Source organism: Myxococcus sp. CA023, from assembly GCF_010998615.1.
Taxonomy (GTDB): Bacteria; Myxococcota; Myxococcia; order Myxococcales; family Myxococcaceae; genus Myxococcus.
In genome coordinates, this window is the sequence record NZ_JAAEAH010000026.1 from 1 (window position 1) to 15214 (window position 15214).

Sequence of the window (15214 nt, forward strand, 5' to 3'; positions counted from 1 at the left end):
CCACGGGGGTGGGCGCGGGCGGCACCGGTGGGGCGAGCGAGAGCGCCGGGATGGGCGGAGGCTGGATGAGGACGGGCTCGTCGCCCGGCTGCGGCGCGGCGTCCGTCTGTCCCAGCAGGAGCGACGTCAGCGGCGCGGCCACGGCCAGGCTGCTGACCAGGGTGAGCACGGAGGCGCCCGCCGCCCAGCGTGAGGCGCAGCGCGACGTGGGCAGGGTGATGAGCCGCCGCACGCGCTCCGGCAACGATCCGCCCAGCGCGGACATGGCGGGGCTCGGCGCTCCCGGCAGCACGCGGAGCGTCTCAAGCGCCGTCAGCGCCCGGGCGTAGGAGACGGAGTTGCCGCTGGCGGCCACCGCGACGTCGTCGCAGCAGTGCTCCCGCTCGATGCGGATGACGTGGGAAATCCAGCGGACCGCGGGGTGGAAGAAGAGCAGCGTCTCCACCAGCACCTGCGCCAGGTTCACCGCGAAGTCATGACGGCGGATGTGGGCCAGCTCATGGGCCAGCACCATCTCCAGTTGCCGAGCGGGCAGGCCCGCCAGGGTGGACACGGGCAGGAGCACCACGGGCGACAGCCAGCCCACCGCGGCGGGCACGTCCACGTCGGAGGACTGGAGCAGCCGCACCGCGCGGCGCAGGCCCAGGCGTCGCGACAGGGCGTCCAGCCGCTCCTGCCACGCCGCGGGCGCGGGCAGGGCCCGGTCCGCCAGCCGGCGCAGCTTCATCCACTCCGCCGCCATCCGCCCCGAGGACAGGCCTACGCCCGCCACCCACGCCAACACCAGCCAGTGCAGGTGCGCTTCCACCTGGGACAGCGCGCGTTGCAGCAGCAGGCCGGCCATGACCAGGAAAGAGCCCAGGCCCGTCAGGAGCGTGCTCTCGAAGCCACTCGCGGCGCCGTCCTCGGCCATGTCCGCGTCAATCCATGTGGGCGACGCCGCGACGGGCGCCACTCGCCAGGCGGACGGCGCCGCCTGCGTCACCGTCTCCTCCAGGCGCCGCGCTCCCAGAGCAGAGGTCAGGGACTGCGCGCGCGGCACGGAGGTGTCCATCGCCACTCGCGCAGGCGCGCCGTGGAAGTGCTTCCACCCGGAGGCCACCGGCAACGCGAGCGCCAGCACCAACGCTCCACAGGCCAGCGCGTAACGCGCATGCGCCGCGCGCCGCCCCACCGTGACGAGCGCCACCGCCAGCATCAGCGCCACCAGCGTGCCCTGCCAGAGTGAGTGCAGCAGCGCCCACCCCAGGGACTCCATCAGCAGCCGGCTCATTCCTCGCCTCCTTCCAGGGTGTCGAGCAGCCGGCGCAGCTCCGCCAGTTCCTCGGGACGCGTCTTCTTCGACGACAAGGCCTGCATCGCCAGCCGCGCTGGAGAGCCACCGAAGGCGCGGTCCACCAGGTCCGTCACCAGCTGCCGCTGGGTACGCTGCTCCGTGGCCCGGGGCCGGTACACGTGCGCGCGCTGGGACTCGTCACGCTCCACCAACCCCTTCTCCGTCATGATTTGCATCAGCTTCAGCACCGTCGTGTACCCGGTGCCCTCTGGCTCGTCGCGGGTGAGGGCTTCGTGCACCTCGCGCACCGTGCTGTCGCCACGCGCCCAAAGGACCCGCAGGATGGCCAGCTCCCCGTCCGTGGGACGCGGCAGCTTCGTCTCACTCATGATGCTTCCTTCCGTGACTCGATTGTCTGAATCCATATTACGAATGGATTCGTAGATGTCAACGAAGCCCTTCGTAGATGCGGTCTGTCAAAAGCCCCCAGCCTCTGGGTGAGGGAGGGGGCTTGGGGGATTCAGGCGGGTGTCTGGCCCTCAGCTTTCCTGTCGCGTCGTGGGCTCCGGCGGCGTCTGGGCGGCGGCCTGGTTCTCCCAGAAGCGGCGCGGGTGGCCGTCACCGCGGGTGCCGCCGGAGAGCCGGTCCACCCATGGGTAGCGCTGGGCCTCCTCGGCTGTGTAGCCCAGGTTGAAGACGGTGGGGCTCTTGGGCTTGTCACCGGACTTCTCGTAGAAGGTCCCGAAGAGGCGGTCCCAGAAGTAGTTGGTGATGCCGTAGTTGCCCTGCTCGTTGTGGAAGTGGTGCGACAGGTGCAGCCGCTTGATGTCCTTCAGGAACTGGGACTTGGGCGTGTAGTTCAGGTGCTGGATGCAGTGGCAGAACTCATAAAAGCACGTAATCACCATGGCCCAGCCCAGCGCGGCGGCGGCGCCCGCCTTGCCGCCAATGAGATAGCCAATGGGGGCAATCACGCCGCCCACGGTGGGGAGCACGTTGGCCAGCGCGCCGAAGAGCACGCGCAAGTCGTGCGGGTCCTGGTGGTGGTCGAAGTGGATGCGCTTCCACGTCGCCGCGGTGAGCGGTGATTTGTAGAGGAAGCGGCTGTGCAGGATGTGCTTGTGCACCAGGTACCAGCCGAAGGGGAACGCCACGCTCGCGGCGAGCATCGCCAGCAGCATGCGCAGCGGGTTCTCGAACCACTTCACGGCCAAGACCAGGCTGATGATGCCCACGGTGATGTAGGCCACCACCGCGTAGTAGGTGAAGAATGAGTAGACCAGGTCGCCCAGCGTCATCCGGTCCAGGTTGTGCTTGCGGTTCTTCAGGAACGAAAAGGGTGCGCTGACTGCCACGGTATCCTCGCAGGGAGCCGCTGCCCCCATGGAGGCAGACGAAGCAGGAGTGTGTGCGCGCCGTACCCGCCCGGCCACGGGGCTTACGGCGGTGCTGTCAGTACCAGGGGCCCTTGAAATTGCCGCATCCTGAAGGGCGTCCCATAGCGTTTTCCTGGAGCAGGTGAGAAGCAACCCTGCTGAATGAACAGGCGGTGTGTTGCCTGCCTGCCCAGAAGCCGGCCCAGGCACGGGCTTCCTTCGCATCCGATAGCAGCCCACTTTCCTGGAGGGATGACTTTCCGGGAGGCGCGGATGGCGGAGCACGAAGGACAGCAGACACCCAGGACCAAGGTACGCAGGCGCAGGACATCGACTCCCAAGACAGTGCGCACTGGTGAACGGAATGCCGGGCCGGACCGGGGCAGCATCGCCCTGCGCCGCACGGCTTCAGAGTACCGGGCCACGGCGGAGGAGCAGGCGGCGCGCGTGCGTGAGGAAATCGAGGCCGCGCTGGTCCAGGCCCGCAGCACCCGCGAGGCCATTGAACAGCGCATCGCGGATCAACTGCACGCGCCGCCGGTGAGCCACACGCCCCCGCCGCGGCGCAAGCGCGCCACCCGGGCGTCCCGGAAGAAGTAGCGCGTCGTTCAGGGGGCGACGCGCGTGGGGTTCGGCGCGGCCACGGGGGCGACGTCGTCGGGCCCCGCGCTGGAGGAGGGCTCTCCCAATTGCTTCAGCTTGCGCGCCAGGTCAGCGGCCTGCGCGCCCTTGGCACCCAGCTCGTTGCCCTGCACTCCGATGAAGGAGACCCGGGCCCGCTCCAGCAGCGCCACCTGCGCGTGGAGCTGGGCCAGCAGCCGCTCCTTGCGGCGGGCCAGCACGTCCAGGTGGTTGAGCTCCTCACCCAGCGAGGACGCGGCCAGCTCCAACTGCCGGCGGGCCACCGCGTCCTGCGTGGCGGCGGCGCGCTCCCGCAGCTCGCGCACCTGGGCGTCCACGTCGTTGGCCACCACGGAGCCGAGCTGCGCCTCCAGCCCGAAGTGGACCTCCGCCAGTGAGAAGCTGTCGCCCGTCATCTTCTCCAGCACGCCCAGCAGCTCCGTGCGCCCGGTGCTGGGCGGCATCTTCGTCACCACGTCCTTGCACTGGCGGTAGAGGGCCAGGGCCCGCGTGGCCAGGGTGTGCGAGTCGCCCTTGAGTGCGTCCTGCAACTGGCGGCCCCTCGCCTCCACCGCGTCCAGCTCCACGCGGAGGTTGGCCGGCAGCGTGCCGATGCTCCAGAAGAGGCCCACGACGAGGAAGCCCACCAGCGCCGACAGCAGGCCGTCGCTCCCCAGGAAGCGCGCCTCCAGCACCTGTTGGACGTAGAGGCCCAGTGGGACGAGCACACCCGCGGCGGCGGCGCTGGTGGCCACCGCGGCGGGCTGCCCCGGCTGCGCCCGTCCATGGCCCAGCCAGACCACCAACGCCGCGGCGAGCGCGCCCGCGAGGCTCACGGGCAACGGCTCCGGCGCCCGGAAGAAGTAGGGCAGGGCGGGCAGCACCGTCAGCGCCAGGCGCAGCGCCAGGGGGTGGACCCCGGTGGGCTTCACGCACGCCTGCGCCGCGGCCACGATGGCGAGGTACTCCGGTGTCAGGTGCAGGTCCGGAATGGCCCCCGCGACCAGGCCCATGCAGGCGGCACCTCCCAGCGCGCGAAGCGTGCGGGTCTCGAACTCCTCGCGGTGGAAGTACTGCACGGAGAGGGCCATGGGTTCACCGTCCTGCTGCTAGTACGTATTGTTCTGGCCGAAGTTCTTGATGGACTTCTTGAGGAGGTTGCGCGACTCGGCCTGCGCCTCCTCCGCGCTGGACGCGCCCGCCAAGGCTGCCTGGGAGCGGCGGACGTCCGCAAGCTCCCCGGACAGCGCGTCCGCGGAGGTGCCGAAAATGGTCCGGGCGTTGTCCAGCAGGCTACTGGCCTTCGCCTTGTTGCCCCGCTTCATCTCCTCCGCGGCGGCCACCATGTGCTGGGTACCCATCGCCCGGACCGCATGGACGCGCACCTCCTTGTCCAGGTACTCGCGCACGCGGTCCAGGTCGCTCGTCACCTCCGCGGTGAGCTGCAGCGCCGTCTCCGCCGGCAGGTCACGCGCCACGTCGACGTAGTGCACCCGGGCGTTCAGCAGGGCGAGCGCGCCGTTCGTCCGCGGGGTGTTCAGCGTCAGCTTCGCCATGACGCGCACCGTCTGGGCGCTGGCCATGTCGTACAGCGGCACCTTCAGCACGTTGCCCTCGCGGAAGGACGCCATGCCCATGACCTCCACGTCCCGCACCTCGGGCGGGACGTCCAGCCGCAGCTCCACCAATCGCGCCACGGTGCTGGTCGCCTGGTCCAGCTCGCGGGAGAAGACCTCCGCCAGCCGCGCCGAGTCGTCGATGAAGCCGGAGAAGCCGCCCCCCTGCTCGGCCATGCCGCGCATCAGCGTCTCCTGATAGTCCCGGCCCACGCCCAGCGCGCTCACGGTGATGCCGTCGCGGCGCAGCTGGCGGACCTGGTCCAGCAGGCCCGGCTCGGACACGATGCCCGTGGTGGGCTGCCCGTCGCTCAGCAGGATGGCGCGGCTGACGCGGTACTCGCGCATGTGGGGCCGCAGGGCGTTGGCCGCGGCGTCGAGCGCGCCGCTGATGTTGGTGCTGCCGTCATCCTGCAACCCGGAGATGAGGGTCAGCAGCTCCTCGCGCGCCTCCTCCGTCATCCGCCGGCTGGGCTGCACCCGCACGTCGGTGCCGTAGTCGATGAAGGCCAGCCGGTCCTCCGGCTTCAGGCGCTGCACCAGCTCCGTGGCGGCGCGCCGGGCGTCAGCCAGCTTCTGGCCGTTCATGGAGCCGGAGCGGTCCAGCACCAGCGCCAGGCTGACGGGCACCCGCTGGCCGGTCTCCGCCGGGCGCGCCTTCAGCTCCAGCCATGCGAAGGCCTCGCTGGGCCCCGTCTGCACGTACGCGCCGGACAGCTTGCCCGCCATGTTCAGGGCGCCGTCCTCCGGCTTGGACGTCACCAGCGTCAGCATCCGCGTGGCGGGCGGGTCCTCCGGGCGCCTCACCGTGTGGCTGGTGTCCGTGACGGCGGGAGGGGGCGGTCCGGGCGGCGTGGGCGGCGTGCCCAGCAGGAGCGCGCCCACGGCGAGCACTCCCGTCGCGGCGACCAGCAGCAGTGAGCGGTTCATTCAGGGCCTCGAGGTTGGAGGGATGCGGCACACTCGCCTGGAGTCGCCAGGGGCCGCATCGGTCACCAGGAGGAGGGTCCGCCCGTTGTCCGATACGACCTCCTGGAGCAGGGCGCCGCTCACGCGTCGTGCGCTGGCTGTCGCTGCCGCACGAGTTCCTCCACCACGCCGCGGACGCGGGCTTCGTCGAAGGGCTTCTCCAGCATCAGGTTGGGGATGCTGGCCAGGAAGTCCCGCGCGCCCGAGGTGAACGCGCCCCCGGAGACGAACACGAAGCGGCGCTCCAGCCCTGCATACTCGCGCCGCACGGCCTCGTACACGTCGCGCCCCGTCAGGTCCGGCATCATCACGTCGCACAGCACCGCGTCCGGCTCCAGCCCGCGCTCCAGCAGCTCCAGCGCCTGGCGCCCGCTGCACGCCACGTCCACCTGGTGCTCGCGGAGGATGCGCTGCAGCACCCGGCCCACCGCGGGCTCGTCATCCACCACCAGCACCCGGCCGCGCGGCGCTTGCGGTACTCGCCGCGAGTCAGGCTCCGAGGGCTTCGCGCGCTCCACCGTCTCCGGCGTGGGCAGCACCACCCGGAAAAGGGTGCCTCGCTCCGGCTCGCTGTCCACGGTGATGTCGCCGCCCAGCCCGCTGATGATGCTGTGGCAGATGGACAGGCCCAGCCCCGTGCCCACGCCCACCGGCTTGGTGGTGAAGAAGGGGTCGAAGATGCGGTCGATGACCTCACGCGCGATGCCTACGCCCGTGTCCGTCACCTCCACCACCACGCGCCCGGCGCCGTCCACTCGCGTGGCCAGCCGGATTTCGTGCCGGTGCGCGGCGCCCTCCGGAATGGCCTGCGCCGCATTCACCACGAGGTTGAGGAATACCTGGCTGAGCTTGCCCTCGTTGGCCATGACGGGCGGGATGTCGCCGTAGTCGCGCCGCAGCTGCGCGCGGTGGCGGATTTCGTTGGCCGCCATCATCGCCACCGACTCCAGCACCGCGTGCACGTCCAGCGGCGAAACGCGCTCCTCGTCCGGCCGGGAGAACGTCTTGAGCTGGCGGACAATCTGCCGCACGCGCTCGGCGCCTTCACATGCCTCTTGCAGCACCTCCTGCCATTCACCCAGGTCCGGCTCGCCCTTGAGCCGCGCCTGGAGCGCCGCCGCGCCGTCCCCGGGCGGCAGGCTGCGGCTGAACTCGTCGGACAGGAAGCCCAGGTTGGACAGCACGAAGGCCAGCGGGTTGTTGATTTCGTGCGCGATGCCCGCCGCCAGCGTGCCCACCGACGCCAGCCGGTCCGCCAGCGTCAGCCGCGCCTGGAGCTGGCGCTGCTCCGTCACGTCGCGGGCAATGGACACCACCGCGGGCTGGCCGTCGAAGCGCAGCGGCAACGACACCACCTCCGCCACGCGGGTGCGCCCGTCCCTGCGCACCAGCCGCCGCTCGCCGGTGAGCGCGCCGGCCCGCACCGCGTCCGGGCTGCGCATGTCCCGCACGAACTCCGTGAGAGGGCGGCCCACCAGCTGGTCCGCGCGCTCGAAGCCCAGCGTGGCCACCAGCGCCGCGTTGGCGTAGACAATCTGGTTGTCCCGTTCGATGGCCGCCGCGTCCGGCACGCCCTCCAGCAGCGCGCGGAAGCTCGCCTCCGACAACCGCAGGGCTTCTTCCGCCTGCCGGCGCTCGGTGATGTCGCGCGCCAGGCCCTCCACCGCCACCATGCGTCCGGAGGCGTCCGTCACCGGCGCCACCACGTGCTCCAGCCACAGCGTCCGCCCGTCGGGGTGGAGGAAGCGCACCACCACCGGCGCGCCCTGGAAGGGCTCCGGCGCTTCCAGCAGCTGCTCCATCAGCGCGCGGTCCTCCTCGTGCACGCGCCGGTACCACAGCTCCGCGTCCGCGTAGTGCGCCACCGGTCCGTAGCCCAGCTTGGTGTGGGCCACGCGGCTGACGTAGGCGAAGCCGCGCGGGGCCTCGCGCCGGTACACGTAGAGGACGTCCGACGCGTTCTCCGCCAGCTGGCGGAAGCGCCGCTCGCGCTCGCGCAGCGCCCGCTCTGATTCGCGCCGCTCCAGCGCCATGGAGATGGCGCCCGCCGCCGCCGACAGCAGGTCCACCTCCAGCCGGTCCCACCGCCGCGCCTCCGAGGTGTTGTCGAAGCCCACGAACCCCGTCAGCACGCCGCGCACGCGCAGGGGCAGCACCAGCAGGGACAGGATGCCCTGCGGTTCCAGCAGCTCCCGCTCCGACGCGGGGAAGCTCCCCACCAGGCCCTCGATGACGTCGCCCCGCGACAGCGTCTCCGTCCAGCGCCGCAGCGCGGGCTCCATGGGCACGTTCTGGAGGTCCGGGTTGTCTATTTCGGGCTTCACGCCGGGCGCGCACCACTCCGCGCGCTGGCTGCTCAGGATGGCGCCGTCCTGCGCCCGGTGCAGCTCGAACACGTAGACGCGGCTGGCGCCCGACGCGTGGCCCAGCGGCGCCAGCGCGGGCCCGTAGAGGTCGCCGCCATCCTGCGTGGCCAGCAGCCGCTGCTGCATGTCCACCAGCGCGGTGAGGTAGCGCTCGCGCCGCGCCAGCGCGCCGTCCGCCGCCTTGCGCTCGGTGAAGTCGTTGAGCGTGCCCGCCGTGCCCAGGATGCCGCCGTCGTCGTCGTGCATCAGCCGGGCGAACACCTCCACCCAGCGGTAGCTCCCGTCGCGCGTGAGGTAGCGCATCTCATGGCGCACGAACTCCACTTCCCCCGCGAACAGCTTCTGGAGCGGCTCCGGGTCGCGCTCACGGTCATCCGGGTGGAGGAAATCCGAGAAGGAGCGGCCCAGGCTCTCCTCCACGCTGAAGCCGGTGATGTCCGTCCAGGCCGGGTTGAGGAAGGTCCACGTCCCCGCCAGGTCTGTCTGGAACACCACTTCCCGCAGGCTGTCGATGACGCCTCGGTAACGGTGCTCGCGGGAGGTCCAGTCAGGCGTGGAGTGCGGCTTCTGCATGATGGAACTCGAGAAAGTGGGCCGCGCGGGTGGACGCAAGGTCACCCGGATGCGCTACAAAGGGACAGAGAATCTGGATTTCCGGGCAGGCAAGCAAGGGGGCTTCGATGACCCTGGCAGGCGCGGGATGGGGACGGCGCCCCTTCTGCTGTTCTGTGGAAACACGGAGGCTGCCCTTCGTCCGGGGAAGGAGACATGCCTCCATGTTGCCTCTGCTCGCGGGAAGTCCCTCATGGCCTCTGGAAGCGCCCCGCTTTCGATGACGCATCTGGACTCCGAAGAGGCGGACGCCCTGCTGAAGGAGGGAGTCCTCCGGCTGCTGCTCGAGCAGGCGGGTGAGGCACTCGTGTTGGTGGATGTCACCGGGCGTGTGCTCGCTTTCAACATGGAGGCCGGGCGTCAGTTCCGCATGAGCCGGCCCGAACGCGCCGAGCAGGGTTGGTTGCCCGGTTGTGTATGGACGCGTGCGGAGGATGCGTCCATGTCGGTGGAGGTGCCGCCCCTGGCGCGCGCGCTCACGGGCGAGTGGGTGGCGGAGGCCCGCTGGCGGGTGCGCCGGCCGGATGGGACGCACGTCCTGCTGCGCGCCTCCGCGGTGCCGCTGGAGCACGACGAGGGCCCGACGGCTGGAGCGCTGCTGCGCGCATGTGAAGTGGCCTCGTCCGTGGGGCTGGACGCGGTGGGCTCGGCGCGGCTGCTGGCGGAGGCCGGTGCGCTGCTGGGCGCCGCGTTCGACGATGAGGCCGCGCCGCGGTTGCTCCGGTTGCTGGTGCCCGCGCTCGCGGACGCGGCGGTGCTGTACCTGGGCCTGCCCGGCGGGCCGTCACGCCCGGTGACGGCGCTGCACGCCGAGCCGGGGCGCCATGGCCTGCTGGAGGAGATGCTGCGCCGCTACCCGCTGCCGCCCGAGCGCGTGCTGCCGTTGTTCGGCACCGGCCAGTCGGAGCGGTTGCGGGTGACGGAGGCCCACGTGGAGGCCGCCGCGCGGGACGCGGAGCACGCGCGGCTGCTGCGGGGGCTGGGCGAGCGCTGCTACCTGGGCGTGCCGCTGGTGGCGCGCGAGCGCGTCATCGGCACGTTGGCCCTCTTCCGCGCGGATGAAGCCCGTGACTTCAGCGCGGAGGAGCTGCGGCTGGCGGAGGAAGTGGCCCGCCGCACCGCGCTCTCCGTGGACAACGCGCAGCTCCTCCAGGAGGCGCGCGAAGCGGTGCGCCTGCGCGACGAGTTCCTGGGAATCGCCAGCCACGAGCTGAAGACGCCGCTGACGCCGCTGCACCTCAAGGTGCAATTGCTGCAGAAGCAGGTGGATGGGATGGCGGCCCACAACCAGCCGGTGTCCGCCGAGCGCGTGTCGGAGACGCTGGAGGTGGTGCAGCGGCAGGTGCGCAAGCTGACGAGCCTGGTGGACAACCTGCTCGACGTGTCGCGAATCACCGCGGGCCGCCTGCGGCTGGAAGTGGAGGAGATGGACCTGGCCAGCGTCGCGGCGGAAATCCTCTACCGCTTCGCGCCGTCCGCCTCGCAGTTGCAATGTGAGCTGGAGTTGCACGCGCCGGTGCCCGTCATGGGCCGGTGGGACCGGCTGCGGCTGGAGCAGGTGGTGACCAATCTGCTGTCCAACGGGCTGAAGTACGGCGCGGGCCACCCCGTGCGCGTGGCGGTGGAGGCGGAGGGGCTCACCGCCCGCCTGACGGTGCGCGACGGCGGCATCGGCATCTCCGCGGAAGATTTGCCGCGCATCTTCGAGCGCTTCGAGCGCGCGGTGAGTGACAGGCACTACGGCGGCCTGGGCCTGGGGCTCTACATCACCCGGCAGATTGTGGAGGCCTTCGGCGGCACGGTGCGCGCCACCAGCGAGCCGGGGCAGGGCTCCCTCTTCGTGCTGGAGTTGCCGCGCGGCGATATCCCCGAGGAGTGGCTGACGGCGCACGGCGCGCCGGAGCCATCGTCGTCCTGACGCGCTAGGCCGCGCTCGCGGATGCCGCGGGCTCGGCGCGGCGGGGCAGCCGCACGTGGAAGCTGCTGCCGCGCTGGGGCCCTGGGCTCTCCGCCCAGATGGCGCCGCCGTGGCGCTCCACGATTTCGCGGCAGATGAAGAGGCCCAGCCCCAGTCCGCCGAAGTGGCGCGCCTGGGCGTTGGACGCGCGCGCGAAGGGCCGGAACAGGTCCGCCACGTTCTCCGGAGGGATGCCGATGCCCTCGTCGCGCACGCTCAGCAGCACGTGCGTCTCCGCGGCCTCCAATGACATGCGCACCGCGCCGCCGTGGGGTGAATAGCGCACGGCGTTGCTGACCAGATTGGTGAGCACCTGCTCCAGCCGCAGCGCGTCCCAGTCGCCCTCCACCGGGTGGGCGGGGACGTCCAACTCGAAGGTGACGCCGGACTCGGTGCGCAGCTCGAAGCGCTCCAGCACCTCGCCCAGCAGGGGGACCAGGTCCAGATGCTTGCGCTCCAGCTCCAGCCGCCCGCCCTGGATGCGCGCGGTGTCCAGCAGGTCATCCACCAGCCGCGTCAGCCGCTCCGTCTGCCGGGCCATGGAGCGCAGCGCCTTGAGCAGCCGCTCGCGCTCCGGGAAGTCTCCGCTCTTCTCCAACCGCTGGAGGGTGAGCGCGGCGAAGCCCTTGAGCGGGGTGAGCGGCGTGCGCAGCTCGTGGCTGGCCACGCTGAGGAACTCCTCGCGCGCGCGCACCGCCTCCTTCAGCTCTGTCTGCGTGGCATCCGTGCGGGCCGCCATCTCGTTGAAGCCGCGGGCCAGCTCGCCCAACTCGTCGTCCTCCTCCACGTCCACGCGCTGCGACCAGTCGCCCGCGGTCAGCGCGGCGGTGGCGGTGCGCAGATGGTCCAGGCGACGGATGACGTCGCGGGCAACCAGCTGCGACAGCAGCAGGGCCATGAGGACGCCCAGCAGCACCAGCCCCACCACCGCGGCGCTCATGCGCGTAATCGCCGCATAGGCCACCACCAGCTCCTGCGTCACCAGCACGTTCCACTCCGTGCCTTCCACGGGGGCCTCGGCGGCGAGCATGCGGCGGTCCGCCGCGTCGAAGGCCTCCAGCACGCCGATGCCGGGACGCAGCAGTTCCAGGCTGAGCGCGTCCGGCAAGTGTGCTTCGCCCAGCAGCGGCGCGCCGGGCGCGGTGTCGCGCAGCACCTTGAGGCCGCGCCGGTCCAACACCTGCACGCGGAAGCGCCGCGACGCGGGCGTGGTGGCCTGGCTCAGGCGCTCCAGGGACAGCAGGCCCACCAGCATGCCCCGCACCTCGCCGTCCTCGCGGAAGGGCTGCGTCACCGCGACCAGGGGCTGGCCGGGCGGACGGATGAAGGGCGGAGACACCTCGGCGCCCCGGGTGAAGGCCGGGGGCAGGAAGTCGCGCGGCTCCAGGTTCCACCCCTCCACGCTGGGAGACGCGGCCAGGATGTGGCCCTGGGTGTCCACCGCGAGCGCCGCGTCGAAGGCGCGCTCCTGGGCCGCCAGGTTGACCAGGTAGGGCTCCAGCCGCTCCGGCGCGGCCGCGGCGAAGGCGGCGCGGAAGCCCGGGGACTCCAGCATCAGCGCCAGGGACTCGCCCGCGTCGTCCAGGTAGCGTCGCAGGAAGTCGGCCTCGCCCGCGGCGGCGCGCTGCGTGTCGTCGCGCACCTGCTGTTCAATCGCGTTCTGCGCCAGGTACGCCGCCAGCCCGCCCAGCGCCAGCAGCGGCACCAGCCCCGCGAAGGCCAGCCCGCGCAGCAGCTTCCACCCCACCGTGCGAGGCGCGCGCGGCCGCCAGTCCAGGGCCTGCGCGACACAGGCCAGGGTGAGCACCGCATACACGCTGGCGCCCAGCCAAGAAGCACCCCGGCCCAGCGCGTACGCGAGCAGGGCGAAGGGCACCGCCAGCCCGCCCATGAACAGGGCCGGCAGCCGGCGGTGGAGTCGGTGGGAAGGCAGCAGCAGGCCCACGCCGCACACGGCGAAGAACAGGCCCACCAGGGGCCGAAGGGGCGCGAGGTGGGCGTAGACGGAGAGCGGGAAGCGCTCGGGCACCACCAGCATGGCCACGCCGAACGCCGCGCCGGTGAGCGCCGCGAAGGTGCGCAGCACGGGCCGCTGGCGCATGGAGGGCCAGGCCTCCAGCACCACGCCGCCAAAGAGCACCGGGTAGAGGATGATGCCCGTGAAGCTGCCCGGCAGGACGTTGAGCACCCACCAGTACAGCGCCATGGCCGCGCCCAGCAGCAGGCGCCCCGTGACGTCCAGCCAGCGCGGCGCGCGCGGGTACAGCAGCGCGCCCATCAGCATGATGCTGCCCGTCAGGTACGTGAGGCCCAGCATGCGCACATACGGGTAGAGCGGCCGGAAGGAGGCCACCCGGAACTCGTATGGGACGTACGTCATCAGCACGCCGAACATCAGGCCCACGACGGCGGCGGGCCAGGTGAGCGGCAGGAGGGCCGGTGCGGGCAGCGCCTGGATTTGCGGTGAAGGCGAAGAAGACATCTTTGCGGATTCACGCGCGACGGGCGCCATGGGTGCTAGTGCCCCCCGGGCTTTCGTCGAAGGCTCGACATCACGCGACCTCGAGCACCGTCCACTCGCGGACCTCGCCCGCGAGCATCACTTCCACTGTATCCCCCGCCTTTCGGCCCATGAGGGCGCGCCCCACGGGGGAGGCGGGGGTGATGACGGACAGGAAGCCGTCACCGCCCGGCCCCGTCAGCTCGGTGCCGGCGCCCGCGGGCAGGACGAAGAAGGTCCGCTCGGAGAATCCCTCCTCGTCCTCGGTGCTGACGTCCACGATGGCGCCCAGCGCCACCGGCCCCTGCCGGGGGAAACGTGGGAACTCCGCCTGACCGAACTTCGACAGCGCCTGGAGTTCTTCCTGGACCCGGCGGGCCCGCTGGGCCTGTCCGGTGGCGAGGCTGCCGAACTCCAGGGCGGCGCGGCCGTCCTCTTTCTTCTCGGACTCCGTGGCCAGACTGCGGGCGGCCTCGCGGGCCTCCGCCTCGGCGCGGTGGGCCAGCCGGTCGCTCTGCTGGAGGCGGTCCGCGAGCTGGCCCAGGAGTGCATGCTTGTCGAGTCGCATGGGTGGTACAGAACTGTAGCGTCCATGGCGGACACCTCCAGTTTTCGGCCAGTCGCCCCCCACCCGTCCGGGCTTAGAGTGGGGGCATGACACCCCAGGAACTCTCGGAGAAGGCCCGGCAGCTCGTCGCCGAAGGCGCGGTGCTGCTGGATGTGCGCACGCCGCAGGAATTCCAGGAAGGGCACCCCGAGCCCGCCCGGAACATCCCCGTGCAGGAGTTGCCCCGCCGGCTGGCCGAGGTGGGCCCGCCCGGCACGCGCGTGGTGGTGTACTGCGCCGCCGGTGGCCGCAGTGCCCAGGCCGTGCAACTGCTTCACGCCAACGGCTTCCCGGACGTCTTCGACCTCAAATCCGTGAAGAACTGGTAGCCGACCGGGGGGCAGGTGACACGGGCGCCCGGTTGGAGCAGGGTTCGCCCTTCGGCCATGAGCCGCACGGCTGGCTTCCTCATCGTGGCGTTGTCGGGCGTGTGTTTCGGCGCGCTGGGCCTCTTTGGCCGCCTGGCCTATGCGGCGGGCACGGACGTGGCCACGCTGCTCTTCCTTCGCTTCTCCCTCGCCGGGGCGGTGCTCGCCGGTGTCATGGTGCTGCGCCGCCAGCGGTGGCCCCGGGGTGGGGTGCTGGTGGCCCTGGTGCTGCTGGGCGCCGCTGGGTACTTCAGCCAGTCCGGGGCCTACTTCTTCGCCCTGCAGCACGCGCCCGCGGGGCTGGTGGCCCTGCTGCTGTACTCCTTCCCCGCGCTGGTGGCGCTGGTGCAGCGTGTCGTCTTCAAGGAGCACCTGGGCCGGGTGAAGTGGCTGGCGGTGGTCCTGTCGGTGGGCGGCACGGTGCTGACAGCCGACCTGTCCCAGGGCGGCGCCACGCTGCCGGGCGTGCTGCTGGGCCTGCTGTCCGCGCTGTTCTACACCGTCTATGTCGTCGCCAGTGGCCGGGTGTCCGGTCGGGCGGGGCCGCTGGCCTCCAGCACCGTCATCCTCTGCTCGGCGGGTTTCTCCTTCGGCGTGGCCATGCTGGTGCGTGGCCCTGCCTTTCCCGGCTCCGTCACGGGCTGGGCCGCGGTGGTGGGGCTGGCGCTGGTGGCCACGGTGGCCGCGGTGCTCCTCTTCTTCGTGGGCATCCAGCGCATTGGCCCGGTGAACACGTCGCTGGTGTCCAACCTGGAGCCCCTGACGGCGGTGGTGCTGGGGGTGCTCTTCCTGGGCGAGCGGCTCACCCCTCGTCAGGTCCTGGGAGGCGTTCTCATCCTCGGGGCCGCGGTGATGCTGGCCCGTGCCGATGTGCCCCGCGTCTCCCCGGAGCCGCCCGCGGGAGGCGGTGCTCCGGGGACGGTGCCCGGTTAGTCCCGGGCACGCG

Annotated in this window: 12 protein-coding genes; 4 read left to right on the forward strand and 8 right to left on the reverse strand. The window is 71.5% G+C overall.

Annotation, left to right across the window (positions count from 1 at the left end; translation table 11 throughout):
- The 3 genes from F8M74_RS13535 to F8M74_RS13545 form a co-directional block, all read right to left on the reverse strand.
- On the reverse strand, nt 1-1273 hold a 1273-nt coding region (locus tag F8M74_RS13535), incomplete at its 3' end, for a M56 family metallopeptidase (RefSeq protein ID WP_141279674.1).
- On the reverse strand, nt 1270-1665 hold the full coding sequence (locus tag F8M74_RS13540; RefSeq protein WP_026113917.1) for a BlaI/MecI/CopY family transcriptional regulator: 396 nt from the start codon (nt 1663-1665) through the stop codon (nt 1270-1272). The genes F8M74_RS13540 and F8M74_RS13535, both read right to left, overlap by 4 nt.
- A 150-nt stretch (nt 1666-1815) precedes the next feature.
- Nucleotides 1816-2631 (reverse strand): sterol desaturase family protein, encoded by an 816-nt coding sequence (locus tag F8M74_RS13545; RefSeq protein WP_141253329.1) that lies wholly within the window; start codon nt 2629-2631, stop codon nt 1816-1818.
- A 366-nt stretch (nt 2632-2997) separates the two neighbouring features.
- Between F8M74_RS13545 and F8M74_RS13550 the strand changes: the two genes are divergently transcribed.
- Nucleotides 2998-3252, forward strand: a complete 255-nt coding sequence (locus F8M74_RS13550) for a hypothetical protein (protein WP_228559265.1) — start codon at nt 2998-3000, stop codon at nt 3250-3252.
- 8 nt (nt 3253-3260) lie between these two features.
- Here the strand turns inward: F8M74_RS13550 and F8M74_RS13555 are convergent, their stop codons facing one another.
- The 3 genes from F8M74_RS13555 to F8M74_RS13565 form a co-directional block, all read right to left on the reverse strand.
- Entirely contained in the window at nt 3261-4364 is a 1104-nt protein-coding gene (locus F8M74_RS13555; protein ID WP_141253331.1) for a hypothetical protein, read from the reverse strand.
- A gap of 18 nt (nt 4365-4382) precedes the next feature.
- Nucleotides 4383-5819 carry a VWA domain-containing protein gene (locus F8M74_RS13560; RefSeq protein WP_141253332.1) on the reverse strand — a complete coding sequence of 479 codons (1437 nt, stop codon included), beginning with the start codon at nt 5817-5819 and terminating at the stop codon, nt 4383-4385.
- Nucleotides 5820-5938: 119 nt separating this feature from the next.
- Nucleotides 5939-8797, reverse strand: a complete 2859-nt coding sequence (locus F8M74_RS13565; protein WP_171410373.1) for a PAS domain S-box protein — start codon at nt 8795-8797, stop codon at nt 5939-5941.
- Nucleotides 8798-9056: 259 nt separating this feature from the next.
- Here F8M74_RS13565 and F8M74_RS13570 point away from each other — a divergent pair, with 259 nt between their 5' ends.
- Nucleotides 9057-10754, forward strand: a complete 1698-nt coding sequence (locus tag F8M74_RS13570) for a GAF domain-containing sensor histidine kinase (protein WP_228559267.1) — start codon at nt 9057-9059, stop codon at nt 10752-10754.
- 4 nt (nt 10755-10758) lie between these two features.
- Here the strand turns inward: F8M74_RS13570 and F8M74_RS13575 are convergent, their stop codons facing one another.
- Together F8M74_RS13575 and F8M74_RS13580 are read right to left on the reverse strand one after the other, a co-directional pair.
- Complete coding sequence (locus F8M74_RS13575) at nt 10759-13275, reverse strand: ATP-binding protein (RefSeq protein WP_228559269.1); 2517 nt, start codon at nt 13273-13275, stop codon at nt 10759-10761.
- A gap of 70 nt (nt 13276-13345) precedes the next feature.
- Nucleotides 13346-13861 (reverse strand): GreA/GreB family elongation factor, encoded by a 516-nt coding sequence (locus F8M74_RS13580; protein WP_141253335.1) that lies wholly within the window; start codon nt 13859-13861, stop codon nt 13346-13348.
- Between the two features lie 86 nt (nt 13862-13947).
- On the opposite strand from F8M74_RS13580, the gene F8M74_RS13585 reads away from it, so the two are divergent.
- Together F8M74_RS13585 and F8M74_RS13590 are read left to right on the forward strand one after the other, a co-directional pair.
- Nucleotides 13948-14229 carry a rhodanese-like domain-containing protein gene (locus tag F8M74_RS13585; RefSeq protein ID WP_090490980.1) on the forward strand — a complete coding sequence of 94 codons (282 nt, stop codon included), beginning with the start codon at nt 13948-13950 and terminating at the stop codon, nt 14227-14229.
- A gap of 57 nt (nt 14230-14286) precedes the next feature.
- Nucleotides 14287-15201: a DMT family transporter gene (locus F8M74_RS13590; RefSeq protein WP_216620444.1), complete on the forward strand. Its 915-nt coding sequence runs from the start codon at nt 14287-14289 to the stop codon at nt 15199-15201.
- Nucleotides 15202-15214 lie beyond the last annotated feature (13 nt).

Bases quoted from the DNA above. Each gene is read 5' to 3' on its own strand.
- F8M74_RS13540 (WP_026113917.1), bottom strand. From the start codon at position 1,665: ATGAGTGAGACGAAGCTGCCGCGTCCCACGGACGGGGAGCTGGCCATC.
- F8M74_RS13555 (WP_141253331.1), bottom strand. From the start codon at position 4,364: ATGGCCCTCTCCGTGCAGTACTTCCACCGCGAGGAGTTCGAGACCCGC.
- F8M74_RS13560 (WP_141253332.1), bottom strand. From the start codon at position 5,819: ATGAACCGCTCACTGCTGCTGGTCGCCGCGACGGGAGTGCTCGCCGTG.
- F8M74_RS13565 (WP_171410373.1), bottom strand. From the start codon at position 8,797: ATGCAGAAGCCGCACTCCACGCCTGACTGGACCTCCCGCGAGCACCGT.
- F8M74_RS13570 (WP_228559267.1), top strand. From the start codon at position 9,057: ATGACGCATCTGGACTCCGAAGAGGCGGACGCCCTGCTGAAGGAGGGA.
- F8M74_RS13575 (WP_228559269.1), bottom strand. From the start codon at position 13,275: ATGTCTTCTTCGCCTTCACCGCAAATCCAGGCGCTGCCCGCACCGGCC.
- F8M74_RS13580 (WP_141253335.1), bottom strand. From the start codon at position 13,861: ATGCGACTCGACAAGCATGCACTCCTGGGCCAGCTCGCGGACCGCCTC.
- F8M74_RS13585 (WP_090490980.1), top strand. From the start codon at position 13,948: ATGACACCCCAGGAACTCTCGGAGAAGGCCCGGCAGCTCGTCGCCGAA.
- F8M74_RS13590 (WP_216620444.1), top strand. From the start codon at position 14,287: ATGAGCCGCACGGCTGGCTTCCTCATCGTGGCGTTGTCGGGCGTGTGT.